The 17,028-nt window shown below is 33.6% G+C and carries 16 protein-coding genes; 2 read left to right on the forward strand and 14 right to left on the reverse strand.

What is annotated here, in order from left to right; translation table 11 throughout:
• Positions 1-12: 12 nt before the first annotated feature.
• Positions 13-1,386 (reverse strand): pyridoxal phosphate-dependent decarboxylase family protein, encoded by a 1,374-nt coding sequence (locus AST99_RS01745; protein WP_057778501.1) that lies wholly within the window; start codon positions 1,384-1,386, stop codon positions 13-15.
• 6 nt (positions 1,387-1,392) lie between these two features.
• Positions 1,393-3,003: a bacillithiol biosynthesis cysteine-adding enzyme BshC gene (bshC, locus tag AST99_RS01750; protein WP_057778503.1), complete on the reverse strand. Its 1,611-nt coding sequence runs from the start codon at positions 3,001-3,003 to the stop codon at positions 1,393-1,395.
• A 310-nt stretch (positions 3,004-3,313) separates the two neighbouring features.
• On the opposite strand from bshC, the gene AST99_RS01755 reads away from it, so the two are divergent.
• Complete coding sequence (locus AST99_RS01755) at positions 3,314-5,809, forward strand: M14 metallopeptidase family protein (RefSeq protein ID WP_057778505.1); 2,496 nt, start codon at positions 3,314-3,316, stop codon at positions 5,807-5,809.
• 39 nt (positions 5,810-5,848) lie between these two features.
• Here AST99_RS01755 and rimO read toward each other — a convergent pair whose 3' ends face one another.
• Positions 5,849-7,156, reverse strand: coding sequence for a 30S ribosomal protein S12 methylthiotransferase RimO (gene rimO / locus AST99_RS01760; RefSeq protein WP_057778507.1), 1,308 nt, complete (start codon positions 7,154-7,156; stop codon positions 5,849-5,851).
• Positions 7,157-7,746: 590 nt separating this feature from the next.
• On the opposite strand from rimO, the gene AST99_RS01765 reads away from it, so the two are divergent.
• Positions 7,747-8,778, forward strand: coding sequence for a LamG-like jellyroll fold domain-containing protein (locus AST99_RS01765; protein ID WP_057778509.1), 1,032 nt, complete (start codon positions 7,747-7,749; stop codon positions 8,776-8,778).
• 60 nt (positions 8,779-8,838) lie between these two features.
• On the opposite strand, the gene ftsY is transcribed toward AST99_RS01765, so the two are convergent.
• From ftsY to recR, 11 genes are all read right to left on the reverse strand, one after another.
• Positions 8,839-9,792 (reverse strand): signal recognition particle-docking protein FtsY, encoded by a 954-nt coding sequence (ftsY, locus tag AST99_RS01770; RefSeq protein WP_057778510.1) that lies wholly within the window; start codon positions 9,790-9,792, stop codon positions 8,839-8,841.
• A gap of 204 nt (positions 9,793-9,996) precedes the next feature.
• A complete protein-coding gene (locus AST99_RS18345) occupies positions 9,997-10,149 on the reverse strand; it encodes a DUF4295 domain-containing protein (protein ID WP_069727781.1) in 153 nt (50 codons plus the stop codon).
• A 7-nt stretch (positions 10,150-10,156) separates the two neighbouring features.
• On the reverse strand, positions 10,157-10,339 hold the full coding sequence (rpmG, locus tag AST99_RS01775; protein ID WP_038527818.1) for a 50S ribosomal protein L33: 183 nt from the start codon (positions 10,337-10,339) through the stop codon (positions 10,157-10,159).
• 25 nt (positions 10,340-10,364) lie between these two features.
• The gene (rpmB, locus tag AST99_RS01780; RefSeq protein ID WP_057778512.1) at positions 10,365-10,601 is read right to left on the reverse strand and encodes a 50S ribosomal protein L28; all 237 of its coding nucleotides are present in this window, start codon (positions 10,599-10,601) and stop codon (positions 10,365-10,367) included.
• A gap of 75 nt (positions 10,602-10,676) precedes the next feature.
• Positions 10,677-11,933 (reverse strand): CinA family nicotinamide mononucleotide deamidase-related protein, encoded by a 1,257-nt coding sequence (locus tag AST99_RS01785; RefSeq protein ID WP_057778514.1) that lies wholly within the window; start codon positions 11,931-11,933, stop codon positions 10,677-10,679.
• Entirely contained in the window at positions 11,933-12,277 is a 345-nt protein-coding gene (locus AST99_RS01790) for an Hpt domain-containing protein (RefSeq protein WP_057778516.1), read from the reverse strand. Before AST99_RS01790 ends, AST99_RS01785 begins: the two co-directional genes overlap by 1 nt.
• A gap of 1 nt (position 12,278) precedes the next feature.
• Complete coding sequence (locus AST99_RS01795) at positions 12,279-12,890, reverse strand: fumarylacetoacetate hydrolase family protein (RefSeq protein WP_057778519.1); 612 nt, start codon at positions 12,888-12,890, stop codon at positions 12,279-12,281.
• Positions 12,891-12,896: 6 nt separating this feature from the next.
• Positions 12,897-13,673, reverse strand: a complete 777-nt coding sequence (locus AST99_RS01800) for a 3'-5' exonuclease (protein WP_057778521.1) — start codon at positions 13,671-13,673, stop codon at positions 12,897-12,899.
• Between the two features lie 103 nt (positions 13,674-13,776).
• Positions 13,777-15,117 carry a dihydrolipoamide acetyltransferase family protein gene (locus AST99_RS01805; RefSeq protein ID WP_057778523.1) on the reverse strand — a complete coding sequence of 447 codons (1,341 nt, stop codon included), beginning with the start codon at positions 15,115-15,117 and terminating at the stop codon, positions 13,777-13,779.
• 124 nt (positions 15,118-15,241) lie between these two features.
• Positions 15,242-16,339, reverse strand: coding sequence for a glycosyltransferase family 2 protein (locus tag AST99_RS01810; protein ID WP_057778525.1), 1,098 nt, complete (start codon positions 16,337-16,339; stop codon positions 15,242-15,244).
• A gap of 6 nt (positions 16,340-16,345) precedes the next feature.
• Complete coding sequence (recR, locus tag AST99_RS01815; RefSeq protein WP_057778527.1) at positions 16,346-16,963, reverse strand: recombination mediator RecR; 618 nt, start codon at positions 16,961-16,963, stop codon at positions 16,346-16,348.
• Positions 16,964-17,028 lie beyond the last annotated feature (65 nt).

Here is a 17,028-nt window from a genome sequence, read left to right on the forward strand (position 1 = left end):
TTGAGGCAAACTTTATTCCATTGTTTTTAATATATCTACTATATCTTGTTCTGTTGTATCTGGATTTATAAAACAGAAACGCGAAATGGTCTCGTATGTATCTCCAGATTTCCACTTAGATGGTGTTACTAGCGCAAATCCTTTCTCGTGATTTTCGTATGTCCAATGTGTATAATCTTCTGGCGTCCATCCTATTCTTCTATATAATACACAAGATAAACTTGGTTCGCGAACCAACTCTACATTTGGATGCTCGGTAATTAATCGGCCTGCAATTTGTGCCAATTCCATACCGCGCTCTACCGCTTCTTTATAACGGTCTGTACCATGAGTAGCTAAAGAAAACCATAAAGGTAAGCCACGTACGCGTCTTGTTAATTGTATTTGGTAATCTGTAGGGTTAAAACCGTGAGCACCTTCATCTTTAAATATATCTAAATATGAACCGTCTTGAGAATGTGCATTCTTTGCTAATTGCGGATCTTTATATAAAACAGCTCCACAATCGTAAGGTGAGAACATCCATTTATGCGGATCGATAGTCACACTATCTGCATTTTCAATACCTTTAAATAAATGTTTTACAGAGTCTGCAACTAACGCTCCTCCTCCATAAGCGGCATCGACATGCAACCATAAATGCTCCGACTCGCAAATTGCAGAAATCCCTTCTAAATCGTCTATAATTCCAGCATTGGTTGTACCACCTGTGGCCACAACTGCAAATAAACGTTCGCGTTGGTCTGCAGATAAGTTATCGATAGCTTCGCGTAAAGCATCACCTTCCAGACGGTCTTCAGAATCGACTAAAAACACATCAATATCGGCTACTTTAGCCATGGCTTTTATAGAAGAATGCGCTCCTATAGAAGTTATAATTAAACCTTTTTCGTTTTTATGTGCATCTTTAAGACTTCTCCAATATTCTCTGGCTGTAACAATAGCAGAAAGATTTGCTGCTGTTCCGCCGCTAGTAAATACTCCAAAAGCTCCTTCTGGCATGCCTGTTAAAGACACGATCCATTTCATAGCTTCATTTTCACAAAAAATTCCACCAGCGCCTTCCATCCAATATGCACCATGAATACTCGATGCAGATGTTACTAAATCGAACATTACAGCTGCACGCGTTGGTGCTGCGGGTACAAAAGCAAGATTTCTAGGATGATCTATAGGTACATTTACTTTAGACAAATGGTCTTTCCATAAATTAAAAGCAACTTCTCCACCAATACCTTTATCGGTTATGGTTTCTCCAACTAAAGCTTTTAATTCTTCACTTTTTTTAGGTTTCCCAATCAGTCGGTCTGTTTTAGATATTCTTTCGATGGCATATTTCATGACATCTAAGGTCATTTCTACCAAATCAAAATCTACTTTATGCATGTGCAATTATAAGTTAAGTATTAAAAATTCTTGTTTCAATGGTTGCAAATTTAACACTAACTGTGGAATTAATTGGTCTCCAAACTCGAGATATAATTCAGAAAAGTTAACAGCGCGTTCTTGTAAACTTTGATTGGGAAATAATTGATCTTTTAATTCGGTCATTCTTGAAACCTGATCTGCTAATTTCTTTTTTTGCGCTTTTAGCAACCGTTTCTCAAGATGCTCTAACCCTTTGATTTGCTTACGTTCTTGAGCTTTTACAGCGCCTAAAAAAGACGAGTCTGTTTGCTCTGCTAACGCATACATATCTTTAAATTGTTCTTGAAGATGCGTTTTTTGTGATGAGAAATCGATATCGATATTAGAGATACTTCTCACCCTTTTGTTAATAAAAGTATCGCGTTTGTAAAACAAATCACGATTTGTAATGTTTAATTTATCCAGCTTTTTAGATTGCTGATTTGTTTTTATTAATACAGAATTTCTTAACAACAATATAGGAAATGGCACTTGTACAGCTTCAAAATAATCCTTCAACTGCAGCCAATAAGCCAATTCTCCGCCTCCACCTATGTAGCATAAATTAGGCAAAATAACTTCTTGGTATAACGGACGCATAATAACATTTGGAGAAAAACGTTCTGGAAACTCATGGATTTCTTTTAGAATTTCTTCTTTAGTAAATGTGATGCTCGAATTAATAACCTTATAACACTCATCTTCAAAAACAATACGCTCGCGACTATTTTTAGATAAATAAAATAAATTAATCGCTCTTGGATTGACCTGAATATTATAATCTGTTTCTGGAATATCTGATAGTAAAGCATTTGTTTTAGACACTTCTTGCGAAGATATTTGAGATAAAATATCTTGTTCTATATACGGAATAAAAGCACGTTTTAAATCGGATTGATTAGCATCTATAACCACCAAACCTAAATCTGAGAATAACGCATTGGCTAAATACCTAGTCGCAGCTGCCAAGTTATCATGTTTTAAATAAGCCTCCGAAAACAAAACTCTTAATTGATCTGCCGCTTTTCCAACTCCTAATTCTTTGGTGTATAGATCGAATACATGGTCTAATCCGTATGTAGAGAATTCTCCTACTGCACCACCATCTTCGCGATTCCATTGGATTTTTTTTCCTTTAAAATTAAAGTAGTTAATCTCATCAAAATCATGATCTTCTGTTGCCATCCAATATACCGGCACAAAATGCTGATCGGGATATTTTGCTTTTAATTCCTTTGTTAAATTTATTGTAGATACAATTTTGTATAAAAAATATAAAGGTCCTGTAAACAAATTTAATTGATGTCCAGTAGTTACCGTAAATGTATTCGATTCTTTTAAAAGCGAAATGTTTAAAAGTGTAGCTTCTGAAGGATTAACATCTGTATATTGTTGCTCTAATACAGAAGCCAAAACATGGCGATGTGATTTAGACAAACCTTTAAATGCCGACTTTTCTTCAATTTGAGCTTCAAAATTTTCAAGATTTGGAAACCGGTTATAAAACCGTTGTAATTCAGGTTTTTCTTCTAGGTAATCGCAAATTAATGATGAAAAGTAATGGGTCTCTCTAAACGGAATACAGTCAGTTGGCATAAATTATTCAAATTTATTGTAAATATACAGTTATTAGAATTTTCAATTCTAAAAAATTAGTTAAGACTTATGTTTATACAACAATGGTTTTCAAGATTGCAAAGTAAGCCATTAAATATTTAAAAATTAGTGTGTGTTTTTTTATCAATAGTCTTTTAAACTCTATTAAAATTACAAAAAACATAATCAAATATTAACCCGAAATAAAAGTGACTCATCCCCAGTAAAAAAAGCAGCTAGTAGTTTATTTTTTTTAGTAAATTCGTTGTACTCCATAACCCAATATATCAAATTTAAAACTCATTTTTGGATGCACAAATTTTTACTTGTTCTTAGCTTCATACTCATTGCAATCACGAATTCATTTTCTCAAGACTTAAAATCGCCTTCAGATTTTTTAGGCTACGATTTAGGCACTCAATTCTCTAGACATCATCAGGTTATTGATTATTTTAAACATGTTTCAGAAACTTTACCCAATCAGGTGCTTTTAGAGCAATACGGACAAACTTATGAACGCCGCCCGCTTTATATGACTATAATTTCCTCTGAAGAAAACATAAAAAACATAGACCAGATTAGAGAAAATAATTTGAAAAATGCTGGAGTTATTGAAGGAAATTCAACATCTAATAACCCTGCAATTATCTGGCTAAGTTATAATGTGCATGGAAATGAAGCGTCAAGTACCGAAGCAGCCATGAAAACACTTTACACTTTAATTACCGAAAAACAAGATTTGTTAAAAAATACAGTTGTAATTATCGATCCTTGTGTAAATCCTGACGGTAGAGATCGCTATGTAAATTGGTATAACGAAACGTCTAGTATGCCTTATAATACAGACCAACAAGCGAGCGAGCATCACGAACCTTGGCCTGGAGGGCGACCAAATCATTATTTATTCGATTTAAATAGAGACTGGGCTTGGGCTACACAAATAGAATCTTCTTCACGCCTAAAAGTTTATAACACATGGCTTCCTCAAATTCATGTCGATTTTCATGAACAAGGCATTAATAATCCTTATTATTTTGCTCCTGCGGCTGAGCCTTTCCATGAAATTATTAGTGAATGGCAACGCCATTTTCAAACTGAAATTGGGCAAAACAATGCCAAATATTTTGATAATAACGGTTGGTTATATTTTACCAGAGAACGTTTTGATTTATTGTACCCCAGTTATGGAGACACCTACCCAACTTATATGGGAGCTATTGGTATGACTTATGAACAGGCAGGGCACGGAAGAGCGGGATTAGGAATTATGAATGACGAAGCTACCGAATTAACGCTTAAAGATCGAATAGCACACCACACAACAACGGGATTATCTACTATAGAAATGACTTCTCAAAATGCCGAAAAACTAAATTCGGAATTCAAGAAATTCTTTGACAATACCGGTTTGAAATACAAAAGTTATGTGATGCATGGTAACAGCGATAAAATTGAAGCGGTTAAACATTTATTAGATAAACATGACATTACCTACAAATATGCAGCTAAAGGAAAAGTTTCAGGTATGATGTATGGCACAGGTAAAGAAGGAAAATATGAAGCCACAGAAAAGGATTTAATAGTAAGCACAAATCAGCCAAAAGGAAAAATGGTTACTGTATTGTTCGAACCAGATACCAAGTTAAACGATTCAATTACTTACGATATTACGGCGTGGAGTATTCCTTATGCCTATGGTTTAGATGCCATTGCTAGTAAGCAAGAAGTTAAAACAAGTATTACTACAAAGACACCAACTTTAAATACCAAAGACACCTTAGGTGTTGGTTATATATCGGCTTGGAATTCTTTAAAAGATGCTGAGTTTTTAACTGCTTTACTTCAGAAAAACATCAAAATTCGCTTTAACGAAAAACCATTCACCACTTTAAAGCCAGAACTTAAATACGATAGAGGTTCTTTAATTATTACTAGAGGAGATAACAAATCTAGTAGCGATTTTGATGATATTATTATAGAAACGGCTAACCTACATAAACGCAAGATACAATCAATTGCTACTGGGTATTCAAAATCTGGAACAGACTTAGGGTCTCCTGATGTGAAATTAATTCATAAACAAAAAATAGCCATATTATCAGGAAAAAGCACATCATCGTTAAGTTATGGTGAGTTATGGCATTTCTTCGAGCAGCAATTACACTACCCTATCAGTTCTATTAATACAGAACATTTACATAAAACAGAATTAGACAAATACAATGTCCTAATTATTCCTGACGGCTATTACGGTGATGTATTAAACGAAAATGCCTTAAAAAAATTACAAACGTGGATTAAGAAAGGCGGAAAATTAGTTGCTATTGATGGTAGTTTAAAATCCCTTGCCAACAAAAAAGGTTTCGCCTTAAAGACCAACAAGGTTAAAGACACTACTAAAACAAAATCGAATTTAGTTCCTTATGCCGAGCGTGAGCGTGAAGCCACTAACAAATTAATTACAGGCGCAATTTTTAAAAGCAAAGTTGACAATACGCATCCTATGGCATTTGGTTACGATAAATCTTACCTTACTTTAAAGTTGGGTAACGATTCTTATAGTTTATTAGAAAACGGTTATAACGTAGCCTATTTAGAAGAAGCTCCAAAACCAATTTCTGGTTTTGCAGGTAAAGATGCTTTAAAAGAACTGGGGAATTCCTTAGTATTTGGAGAAGAACGTATTGGAAAAGGAAGCGTTATTTACATGGTAGATAATCCGTTATTCCGAAGCTTTTGGGAGAACGGAAAACTATTTATGGTAAATTCAGTATTCTTTGTAAACAATAATCGCTTTGAATTATAATTCAAAGCGATTATTGTGATATATAAAATATTCTAAATGTTATGCTTTAACAACACTTGCATACAAATCGAAATCTGCTGCTTCTGTAATAACTACTTGAGCAAACTCTCCTGTTTTTAAATAGGTTTCTGTAGCATCAATTAGCACTTCATTATCTACATCTGGAGAGTCATATTCTGTACGTCCTACAAAATAATTTCCTTCTTTTCTGTCGATAACAACTTTAAATTCTTGTCCGATTTTAGCCTGGTTTAGTTCCCAAGATATTTGCGATTGAATTTCCATAATTTCATTGGCACGTTCTTGCTTCACATCTTCTGGCACATCATCTTCTAAATTATAAGCATGTGTATTTTCTTCGTGAGAATAGGTAAAACACCCTAAACGTTCAAAACGCATATCTTGAACCCATTGTTTTAGTGTTTGGTAATCTTCTTCTGTTTCACCAGGATACCCCACAATAAGTGTTGTACGGATAGTCATGTTTGGAACAACTTTTCTAAACTCTTGTAATAACTTCGTGGTTTTCTCTTGGGTTGTACCACGACGCATACTCTTAAGAATAGAATCTGAAATATGCTGTAACGGAATATCTAAATAATTACAAACTTTAGGTTCGCGATTCATCACATCTAACACATCCATAGGGAAACCCGTTGGAAAGGCATAATGTAAACGAATCCAATCTATACCATCTACCTTTACTAAAGCTTCTAGTAATTCTGCTAGATTACGTTTTTTATAAATATCTAACCCGTAATAGGTTAAATCTTGAGCGATAAGAATTAATTCTTTAACACCGTTTGCAGCTAATTTCTCTGCTTCGGTAACAAGGTCTTCTATTGGAGTGGATTTGTGTTTTCCACGCATTAATGGAATAGCACAGAAACTACAAGGACGATCACATCCTTCAGCAATTTTTAAATACGCATAATTTTTTGGAGTTGTAGTTAAACGCTCCCCAATTAATTCGTGCTTATAATCTGCACCTAAAGCCTTTAATAAACCTGGTAATTCTGTAGTACCAAAATACTCATCTACATTTGGAATTTCTTTTTGTAAATCTGGTTTATAACGCTCAGACAAACATCCAGTCACAAATACTTTATCAACTTCGCCATCTTCTTTCTTTTGCATGAATTCTAAAATAGTATTCACACTTTCTTCTTTCGCATTATTGATAAATCCGCAGGTATTAATCACTACAATATTACCTTCTTCCTCGTGCACAACATCTTTACCGCTTGCTTTAAGTTGCCCCATTAGCACTTCGCTATCGTAAACATTCTTACTACAACCTAGCGTTACGACGTTGATTTTATTCTTTTTAAGTGATTTCGTTCTCATATCAAAATTTCAGAGTGCAAAGATACGTAATGATTTAGGATTAACGATTTAAGATTGATAATTTTTGAATGCAAGACCATCACAGTAAAAAACACTAAGATTTTATAGAGGTTGATAATACTGAATAAACCATAATTGATACATACATAGCAATAAAAAAAACAGATCATCTCGGTTAGTTTAAGCCCTTCACGTGACAGCCAAATTGAGATACATTCTGTTAAAATAGCTTCAATAATACTGATGTAAAGTAACAAGATATACTAATAACGGTGATATCATCTCAGTTATCGTAAAAGAATCTAAAATAAAATTGTCGCTCAAATCATCAATTCTGCATCTAAATACAGACAAACTCATATTTTTTGAGGCCATAATTTATAAAATTCATAAAAGCCTACATCTGTAGTATAAGTGTAATCACGAGATACAGCCTATTCACCCGTATTATAATTAATTTGAAAACAAAATGCAGTCAGTGTACTTCTTGAGTAAATAAAATTTGACAATATCAAATCCCCTCTAATACGCTAAGACAAATCACTGTCTGTATTTTATATAACCCTAATTCATTAAAATCTAAAAACATTATGAAAAAAACTTTACTCAAAACATGTATCCTTTTTGCTTTCACCAACTTGTCTGCACAGGACATTACAACAGGTTTAGTCTTTAACTTAGGCTGTGACTCTAGTGTAAATATTACAGATGGAGAAACCCTTACAGAATTATCTTCAAGTGCAGCTACGGGAACTATAGTAGGAGAAATAGAAACTATTGAAGGCCCAGATGGTAATGCAAATAGTGCCTTTAATTTTACTTCAGATTCACATATAAACTTTGTTCCTGCAGCAATTACAGATTTACCACTAGGAGATATTAGTGCAGACGGAAGAAGTTATGCGTTATGGATTAAAACAGCAATTGGAGAAACAAGAATGCAAATTTTTAGTTACGGAACCAATCTAAAATCGCTTCATGTACACCTTAATATTAATCAAATTACAACTAATGCAGGGCAGTTAAACTTAGGATTTTGGAATACAGAAACAGCTCAAACAGGACCTTTTTCTGATATCACAGATAATGAATGGCACCATGTTGTTGCGGTTGTAAATAAGGCTGAAGATGGTTATACCACAGATTATTATGTAGATAACGAACTGACAGAAACCGTAAATTTAGTGACAACAGATATTGTAGACACTCAAATACCAACAACCGGTACAGCTTATGTAGACTTTAGAATTGGGGGTCGAAACACAGAAGATGCATCTCTGTCTTATACTGGTGGTTTAGACGATGTGCGTTTATATAATAGAGCTTTAACTGCTACAGATGTTGAAGCTTTGTATTTAGCTAAAGGGAGCACTTTATCTATTTCTGAAGTAGAAACTACAGACATTTTTAAAGTATACCCAACAGTAACATCAGATATTTTAAATATAAAGTCTAATGTTAACTTAGAGCAACTGTCTATTATTAATTTAAATGGCGTAGTGGTTAAAACCATTGAAACACCATCTGAAGAGATAAACGTATCTCAATTAACTAGCGGATTGTATTTTATCGTTGGAAAAACAGCTACAAGCACAAGTACACTTAAGTTTATTAAAAAATAAAACATTATACTTCTAAGAGTGTTAGTCTATTACTATTCTAGCACTCTTACATTTATAACCCTATTTAAAGAAAGAGTCTACAAATTCGTATTTATTAAAGACTTGTAAATCTTCTATACCTTCACCAACACCGATATATTTTACAGGAATTTTAAACTGATCGCTAATTCCAATAACAACACCACCTTTTGCTGTACCATCTAATTTGGTAACAGCTAAAGAAGTCACTTCTGTTGCGGCTGTAAATTGCTTAGCTTGCTCGAATGCATTTTGTCCAGTAGAACCATCTAAAACAAGTAAAACATCGTGAGGCGCATCGCCAATCACTTTTTGCATGACACGTTTTACTTTAGTTAATTCATTCATTAAATTAACTTTATTATGTAAACGTCCAGCGGTATCTATAATGATAACATCTGCATTTTGAGACACTCCAGATTGTAACGCATCAAATGCAACAGATGCAGGATCACTTCCCATATCTTGTTTTACAATAGGAACATCTACGCGATCTGCCCAAACTTGTAATTGATCTATTGCTGCTGCTCTAAAAGTATCGGCTGCACCGAGAACCACCTTAAAACCATTCTTTTTAAACTGATAGGCCAACTTACCAATTGTGGTCGTTTTACCCACACCATTTACACCAACAACCATTAGTACATATGGTTTTTTATTAGCTGGAATGGTATATTCGGTTTCTTCACCAGAATTTGTTTCAGATAACAAACCTGCGATTTCTTCACGAAGAATTTTATTAAGCTCTGTCGTTCCAAGATATTTATCCTGTTCTACACGAGCCTCAATACGATCAATAATTTTTAGAGTTGTATTTACACCAACGTCGCTAGAGACTAAAATTTCTTCAAGATTATCTAAAACGTCATCATCTACTTTAGATTTTCCAGCTACGGCCTTACTTAATTTATCGAAAAAAGTAGATTTAGATTTTTCTAAACCTTTATCTAAAGTTTCCTTTTTTTCTGAAGAAAATATTTTTTTAAAAAAGCTCATTGGTTATTATTTAGAATTTATGCAATTAAGTATGGTTATACCAACCAAAAACAGATTGGCAACTTTTAAAACTCTTAATACAAAATGCCTGCCTAATTTAAAAAGCTGAAATTTTGTCACTATTTTAAATGTAAATATAAAACAAAAGCTGCTCTCTATTAAGAAAGCAGCTTAAATTATCTTGTGCGATAAAAAATAAAAGTATTATTTTTTATTTAAGTAATCATTTACTTGATCTGGAGCCATAATAGCTTCAACAAAAGTGTAAGCACCTGTTTTATCAGACTTTACCATTTTGATAGCTTTAGTTAATCTTTTAGACCCTGTTTGTAATGTTGCTACGGATTTCTTTGCCATGACTTAATTATTTAATTTCTTTATGAACAGTCATTTTCTTCAAGATAGGATTGAATTTTTTAATTTCCATTCTATCAGGAGTGTTTTTCTTGTTTTTTGTAGTAATATATCTAGAAGTTCCTGCCACCCCAGATTCTTTGTGCTCAGTGCACTCTAATATTACTTGGACTCTATTACCTTTCTTTGCCATTGTTATATTATTTTATAAGAGGGGCTTATTTTAAAAACCCTTTAGATTTAGCTTCTTTAATAGCAGCTGAAATTCCTATTTTGTTAATAGTTTTCAATGCTGAAGTAGATACTTTTAAAGTTATCCACTTATCTTCTTCAGGAATGTAAAAACGCTTTTTAACTAAATTCGCATCAAATCTGCGTTTAGTTTTGTTCATAGCGTGAGACACATTGTTCCCTACCATTGCCTTCTTACCTGTAAGTTCACAAACTCTTGACATTCTTTCTAAACTTTAAATGTTGTTATTTCAAAACGAGGTGCAAATATACTAATTCTTTATCTTATAACAATTTAATTATGACCTATTTTTTAAAATTTCTTTTTGAAGCATCGCTAAAGCCTTGTCTACCGCCTTGTTAACGACTTTTATTCTTAGGTTTCCAAGATTGAATTTCTCTGAAAACACCCCTGTTTTTGAAGCAATTGCAATAAAAACAGTTCCAATTTCTTCTTTTTCAGCAGCCTTACTTGGCCCTGCATTACCAGTTGTAGCAATTGCATAATCTGTTTTAAACATTTTTAACGCCTGTGTTGCCATAGCTTCCGCTACAGCTGCACTTACTACCGAATGTGCTTCAATAAGCGCTTCAGGTATATTTAAAACATCAATTTTAGCTTGCGTCGCATAACTTACAACACTCCCTTTAAAATATTCTGACGCACCTGCATGTGCCGTAATTTGTTCTGCAATACGACCTCCTGTACAACTTTCGGCTGTAGCCAAAGTTTGCCCTAAAAGCGTTAACGTTTTCCCTATTTGCTCTTCTAACGTATCTTCAAACCCCTCAATTCCTATAAAAATATCTTTAATTTGGGGCATCAATAATTGTTCTTGCCGATCCATCTCCGAAACAATAACATCTTTATCGAATCCTTTTGCTGACAACCTTAATCTCACTTTTCCTAAATTAGGAAGATAAGCCAGTTTTATATATTCAGGAAGTGCATCTTCCCAAGTTTCAATACGTTCTGCCAAGGCACTTTCTCCCAAACCAACCGTAAGGTAGGTTTTGTGCATGATAAAAGGACATTTATATTTTTTTTGAATGCGAGGAATAACATCTGAATCTATTAATCCTTTCATTTCAAAAGGCACCCCAGGCAACGACACAATAACAGTGCCTTCATGCTCAATCCACATGCCTGGAGCTGTTCCATATTCATTATGTAACACTGAAGCCATAGATGGCACTAGTGCCTGATTTATATTTAATTGCGAAATGGGATTAGCCGAGTATTTAGCAAAAATGCCTTCTACATGCTTTAAAACAGCATCATTTTGCACCAAGGTATCATTAAAATATTCAGCTAAGGTATGCTTAGTAATATCGTCTTTAGTTGGTCCTAAACCTCCTGTTATAATAACGATATCTACATTACCTTCTGCTTCTTTTAGAGCCTTTAGAATATGTGTTTTATCGTCTTGTATCGATGTAATTTGATATACCGAAACTCCAATTTTATTAAGTGCTTTTGCAATATAAGCGGAGTTCGTATCTATAATTTGGCCAATGAGAATCTCATCGCCAATTGTAATTATTTCTGCTTGCATTATGAAATCTCGAAATCTGATTTAATTTCTAAAATTGCCGCCTCTAAAGCATCAACAACTTTTTTAAACGTTGGAGTAATATCTACATTTTCTTGTTTTAATTTACCCCAATCTTGTACTACAATAACATCGTCCAAAATACCAAGTTCAAACAAATCTACCGTTGGCTTTAATTTATGAGCCATTTGATAGGTATTATAATAGTCTTTTTCTGCTACAGCTTTCTTTAAAACGTCTAAATCTTCTGGAACTTCTTCTAAAAATGTTAAGGCTAAGGCATTAATAAAATCTTGATCATTATCTGCCAATTCTCTTACTCTAAATAATTTATAATGTTGTTCCATGTTATTTTACAGTTATTGAAAATAGTTCTTTATCTTCTATGTACCCCTTTAAGACATCATTGGGAGCCACTGGGCCTACTCCAGACGGCGTCCCCGTAAAGATAACATCTCCTATCTTTAAAGTGAAATATTTTGAAACACATTCTATCAACTCATCGATTTTCCAGAGCATGTGACTCGTATTTCCGTTTTGCACCGTGTTTTCGTTCTTTTGTAATGAAAAATTTAATTGATTAACATCTGAAATCTCACTTTTAGTTATCCATTTTCCAATTACTGCTGCACCATCAAATGCCTTTGCTTTCTCCCAAGGCAAGCCTTTTGCTTTTAATTTAGCTTGCAAATCTCGCGCTGTAAAATCGATTCCTAATCCAATTTCGTCGTAATACTTATGTGCAAATTTTTTATCAATATACTTCCCTACTTTATTAATTTTCACCAAAACCTCAACTTCATAATGTACATCGTTCGAGAAATCTGGAATAAAAAACGGTTGTTTCTTTAAAAGTATAGCTGTATCTGGTTTTAAAAACACTACAGGATCTGATGGTTTTTCATTCTCTAATTCCTCAATATGTTCGGTATAATTTCTACCTATACAAATAAGCTTCATATGCTATTAACTCAATTTATTATTAAAACTCCTTAATTTAATGGCCGTCAGCACTTTCTTGGTATAGAGCGGAAAATCTGCATTTAAAATCCATCCAAAATAGCCTGGTTCATCATTTAACACATCTACAACGCGTTTATTTTTATGTTTACCAAAAGCAAAGCACTCTTCATTATCTTTGTTAAAGACTAAAAACCCTGCAAAATCTGCAAATTGTTTTCTACTACTAAACTCTGAAAGAAATTTGGTGTCGTTTTCCAAGTCTTCGTACTTCTCTACTTGCGCTTTTAGTACTTCGTAAGTTGCATAGGTATCTGCTGCTGCACTATGTGCATTTTCTAGATCCTTATCACAATAAAATTTATAAGCCGCCACAAGTGTACGCTGTTCCATTTTATGAAAAATAGTTTGTACATCTACAGCTAAAGTACTTTTCATATCAAAATCGACATCTGCTCTAAGCATTTCTTCTGCTAAAAGCGGAATATCAAAACGGTTAGAATTAAAACCTGCTAAATCAGAATCTTTAATCATCCCATAAATGTCTTTAGCCAATACTTTAAAAGTTGGCGCATCTGCAACATCTGTATCAGAAATTCCATGTATTTCTGTTACTTCTGCTGGAATTGGCATTTCTGGGTTAACTAACCAGGTTTTAGAAACCTCCTTACCATCAGGAAATACTTTTAAAATCGCTATTTCTACGATTCTGTCTTTTGATATATTTATACCCGTTGTTTCTAGATCGAAAAAACAAATAGGCTTTTTTAAATTAAGATTCATTAAAATATTGTTTAGTAAAATGTAAATTTAGTAAATGTTATCTGTGTAGAACAAAAAAACCCAACTGAATTCAGTTGGGTTTAAGTTATAATGTGTTATTTTTTTAAATATCTTGATTCACATCCCAAGCTTCTAAATAATCTTTTACTGCTTTTACAAACATACCACCAAGTGCGCCATTTACAACACGATGATCGTAAGAGTGAGACAAGAACATTCTATAACGAATGCCTATAAAATCGCCTTCTGGTGTTTCTATAACTGCTGGCACCTTTCTAATTGCTCCTAAAGCCAAAATACCAACTTGCGGCTGATTAATAATTGGCGTTCCCAAAATAGTTCCAAAACTTCCGATATTAGTTACCGTATATGTACCGTCCTGAATATTATCTGGTTTTAGTTTATTTTCTCGTGCGCGTTTCGCTAGATCATTAACCTGTTTAGTCATGCCCACCAAATTTAATTGATCTGCATTTTTTATAACAGGCACTATTAGATTACCATCTGGTAAAGCTGCTGCCATACCTAGATTTATATTTTTCTTTTTAATAACCTTGCCATCTTGGAAAGAGATATTCATCATTGGATAATCGCGTAATGCTTTAGCAATAGCCTCCATAAAAATAGGAGTAAACGTTAAATTTTCACCTTCACGTTTAGCAAATTCATTTTTTACTTTCTTTCTCCAATTCCAAATATTAGTGACATCTGCTTCTATAAAACTTTGAACATGAACAGAAGTATTAACAGACTCAACCATATGGTTAGCCACCAATTTACCCATTCTAGACATCTCAATAATCTCATCTTCACCTGTAGCAATAACCGGAGCGACTGTTTTAGTTGCATTTGGTTTAGAAGTAACAACTTCCGACTTAACATTATTTACTGGCGCTGCAGTTTCTGCTGCTGGCTTAGCACCTCGGTTACTAATATAATTAAGAATATCGTTTTTAGTTACACGTCCTTCAAGCCCTGTTCCAGTAATACCATCTAGTTCAGATTGTGCTATGCCTTCTGCTTTTGCTATGTTTTTCACTAAAGGTGAATAAAAACGATCCTCGTTAGACACTACTGTGCTTGAAACCGTCTCTTTAGCTTCTGTGAAAGATTTCTCTAAAGCTTCTACTGCTTCTGGCGCAGCTTCTACCTCATCTTCTAAATCTTCTGAAGGTTTGGTTTCAGATGCTCCTTTGCTATCGGCTGCAATTTCAATTATTGCTATGGTTTGCCCAACCTGTACTACATCATCAACATTAAATAATTTTTCTAATAAAACACCTTCAAATTCGCACGGGACTTCACTATCTACTTTGTCCGTTGCTATTTCAAGTACTGCCTCATCGGCTTCTATTGTTTCACCAACTTCTTTTAACCATGAAGTTATTGTTGCCTCCGCAACACTCTCTCCCATTTTAGGTAATTTCAGTTCAAATTTTGTCATATTAATAATATAATACTGTTTTAAAAATTAAAAATGCGAAATTAACAAATAAAGACGTTTTTTGCCTAAAAATCTGCAATAACTTTTCCAATGTTTTTAATAATGGAAATCTATTGCAAAGGTACTAAAAATGTGTAACATTTCCTCTAGACACCTTATTATCGCTACCTAACACAAAATTACTCCCTCGTGGAATAATACGATAGGTAAGTGTGTTATTATATTGATATGATACCATTATAGAGATAATCTCCTTAAATGTCAGTGTGTTATTATCGAAAATAATTTGTTGATGATTTTCAACGTCATGAAGTTTACACTTAGTTTCGACTTTAAGATTTAAGGCACATTCTAAAGTTTTATTTGCAGAAGGAGATAATAAAACTAAAGCATTCACTTCTTTTTCTTCTACTGATGGCTGTAAATTTAAAAATGTCAAACTTTTAATTCCAATCCAAATTAGGCATTCAAAAACCATATTTTTCTTAAAATGTTTCTGATAGAAAATACGCATAGAACCATTAAAACGCTTGGCATATTGATGATTTCTAAACGTACATTCTCCCTTAAAATGTATTACTGTAGTCTCTCCAAAATAATAATTTTTGAGACCTTTGTTTAAAATTTTATATGATAAATCGACATCTTCTCCATACATAAAATAGTCTTCATCAAAACCATTTACGCTGTGATACACCTCTTGTTTTAACACCATGAAAGCACCAACTAAAACTTCTGTTTCTCCTATACTATTTTCATCTAAATGATTTGCATAATATGAACTTGTATCTCCTAAAATCTTTTTTAAAGCAATATTTGGAGTTGGTACATTACGTTTACTCTCCGGCAAAAATGTCCCGGATCCATCTATTAATTTGCAGCCTATAATCCCTAAATCAATTTGTTGTTCTGCAAATTTTAAAACACGTATAAAAGTATCTTCCGCAACAACTGTATCTGGATTTAAAATACAAATGTATTCGCCCTTGGCTTGAGCAACTCCGATATTATTTCCTTTAGAAAATCCGAAATTGGTTTTGTTTTCTATAAGTGTAACTTCTGGGAATAATGTTTTAACCATTTTGCAGCTATCATCTGCAGAATCATTATCGACTACAATAATTTCAGCATCGATTTCAGAAATAGCATCCACAACACTCTTAAGACATAACTCTAAAAAATAGCGGACATTATAATTTAATACAACAACTGAAAGCTTCAAATTACTTTAAGATTTTAGAGACCCTTCAAACGGAATTCGATTAAGAATACTTCGACCTAAGGTGACTTCATCTGCATACTCCAGCTCATCGCCAACAGAAATTCCGCGTGCAATTGTAGATGTTACAACCTCGAAATCCTGAATTTGTTTAAAAATATAAAAATTGGTGGTATCGCCTTCCATTGTAGGACTTAAAGCAAAAATAAGCTCTTTAATACGGCCTTCTTTTACTTTATTTACTAATGGTGCAATATTTAAATCGTGAGGTCCTATGCCATCCATAGGCGAAATTTTACCTCCCAAAACATGATATAACCCCTTAAAGGAGCTTGTATTTTCAATAGCCATAACATCACGTATGTCCTCTACAACACAGATAACATCTTCTTGTCTTCTTGGGTTAGAACATATCTCACATAACGTATTGTCGCTAATATTATTGCATGACTTACAAAATTTTATTTCTGTACGCATATTCAATAATGCCTGAGCCAATTGAACTGTTTGCGATTCTGGCTGACGTAACAAGTGCAATACCAGACGCAAAGCTGTACGTTTGCCAACTCCTGGCAGTTGCGACATTTCGTTTACTGCCTTCTCAAGTAATTTAGAAGAAAATTCCATGTGGCCAATTTACAATTTTACTTTTAAGATTTAATTATTATAAGGTTGTTATTTGTATTTTGGTC

The organism is Formosa algae, assembly GCF_001439665.1.
Classification (GTDB): Bacteria; Bacteroidota; Bacteroidia; order Flavobacteriales; family Flavobacteriaceae; genus Formosa; species Formosa algae.

What these genes read in the sequence shown, in the direction of transcription:
- AST99_RS01745 (WP_057778501.1), bottom strand. Translation starts at nt 1,386, where the DNA reads ATGCATAAAGTAGATTTTGATTTGGTAGAAATGACCTTAGATGTCATG.
- bshC (WP_057778503.1), bottom strand. Translation starts at nt 3,003, where the DNA reads ATGCCAACTGACTGTATTCCGTTTAGAGAGACCCATTACTTTTCATCA.
- AST99_RS01755 (WP_057778505.1), top strand. Translation starts at nt 3,314, where the DNA reads ATGCACAAATTTTTACTTGTTCTTAGCTTCATACTCATTGCAATCACG.
- rimO (WP_057778507.1), bottom strand. Translation starts at nt 7,156, where the DNA reads ATGAGAACGAAATCACTTAAAAAGAATAAAATCAACGTCGTAACGCTA.
- AST99_RS01765 (WP_057778509.1), top strand. Translation starts at nt 7,747, where the DNA reads ATGAAAAAAACTTTACTCAAAACATGTATCCTTTTTGCTTTCACCAAC.
- ftsY (WP_057778510.1), bottom strand. Translation starts at nt 9,792, where the DNA reads ATGAGCTTTTTTAAAAAAATATTTTCTTCAGAAAAAAAGGAAACTTTA.
- AST99_RS18345 (WP_069727781.1), bottom strand. Translation starts at nt 10,149, where the DNA reads ATGGCAAAGAAATCCGTAGCAACATTACAAACAGGGTCTAAAAGATTA.
- rpmG (WP_038527818.1), bottom strand. Translation starts at nt 10,339, where the DNA reads ATGGCAAAGAAAGGTAATAGAGTCCAAGTAATATTAGAGTGCACTGAG.
- rpmB (WP_057778512.1), bottom strand. Translation starts at nt 10,601, where the DNA reads ATGTCAAGAGTTTGTGAACTTACAGGTAAGAAGGCAATGGTAGGGAAC.
- AST99_RS01785 (WP_057778514.1), bottom strand. Translation starts at nt 11,933, where the DNA reads ATGCAAGCAGAAATAATTACAATTGGCGATGAGATTCTCATTGGCCAA.
- AST99_RS01790 (WP_057778516.1), bottom strand. Translation starts at nt 12,277, where the DNA reads ATGGAACAACATTATAAATTATTTAGAGTAAGAGAATTGGCAGATAAT.
- AST99_RS01795 (WP_057778519.1), bottom strand. Translation starts at nt 12,890, where the DNA reads ATGAAGCTTATTTGTATAGGTAGAAATTATACCGAACATATTGAGGAA.
- AST99_RS01800 (WP_057778521.1), bottom strand. Translation starts at nt 13,673, where the DNA reads ATGAATCTTAATTTAAAAAAGCCTATTTGTTTTTTCGATCTAGAAACA.
- AST99_RS01805 (WP_057778523.1), bottom strand. Translation starts at nt 15,117, where the DNA reads ATGACAAAATTTGAACTGAAATTACCTAAAATGGGAGAGAGTGTTGCG.
- recR (WP_057778527.1), bottom strand. Translation starts at nt 16,963, where the DNA reads ATGGAATTTTCTTCTAAATTACTTGAGAAGGCAGTAAACGAAATGTCG.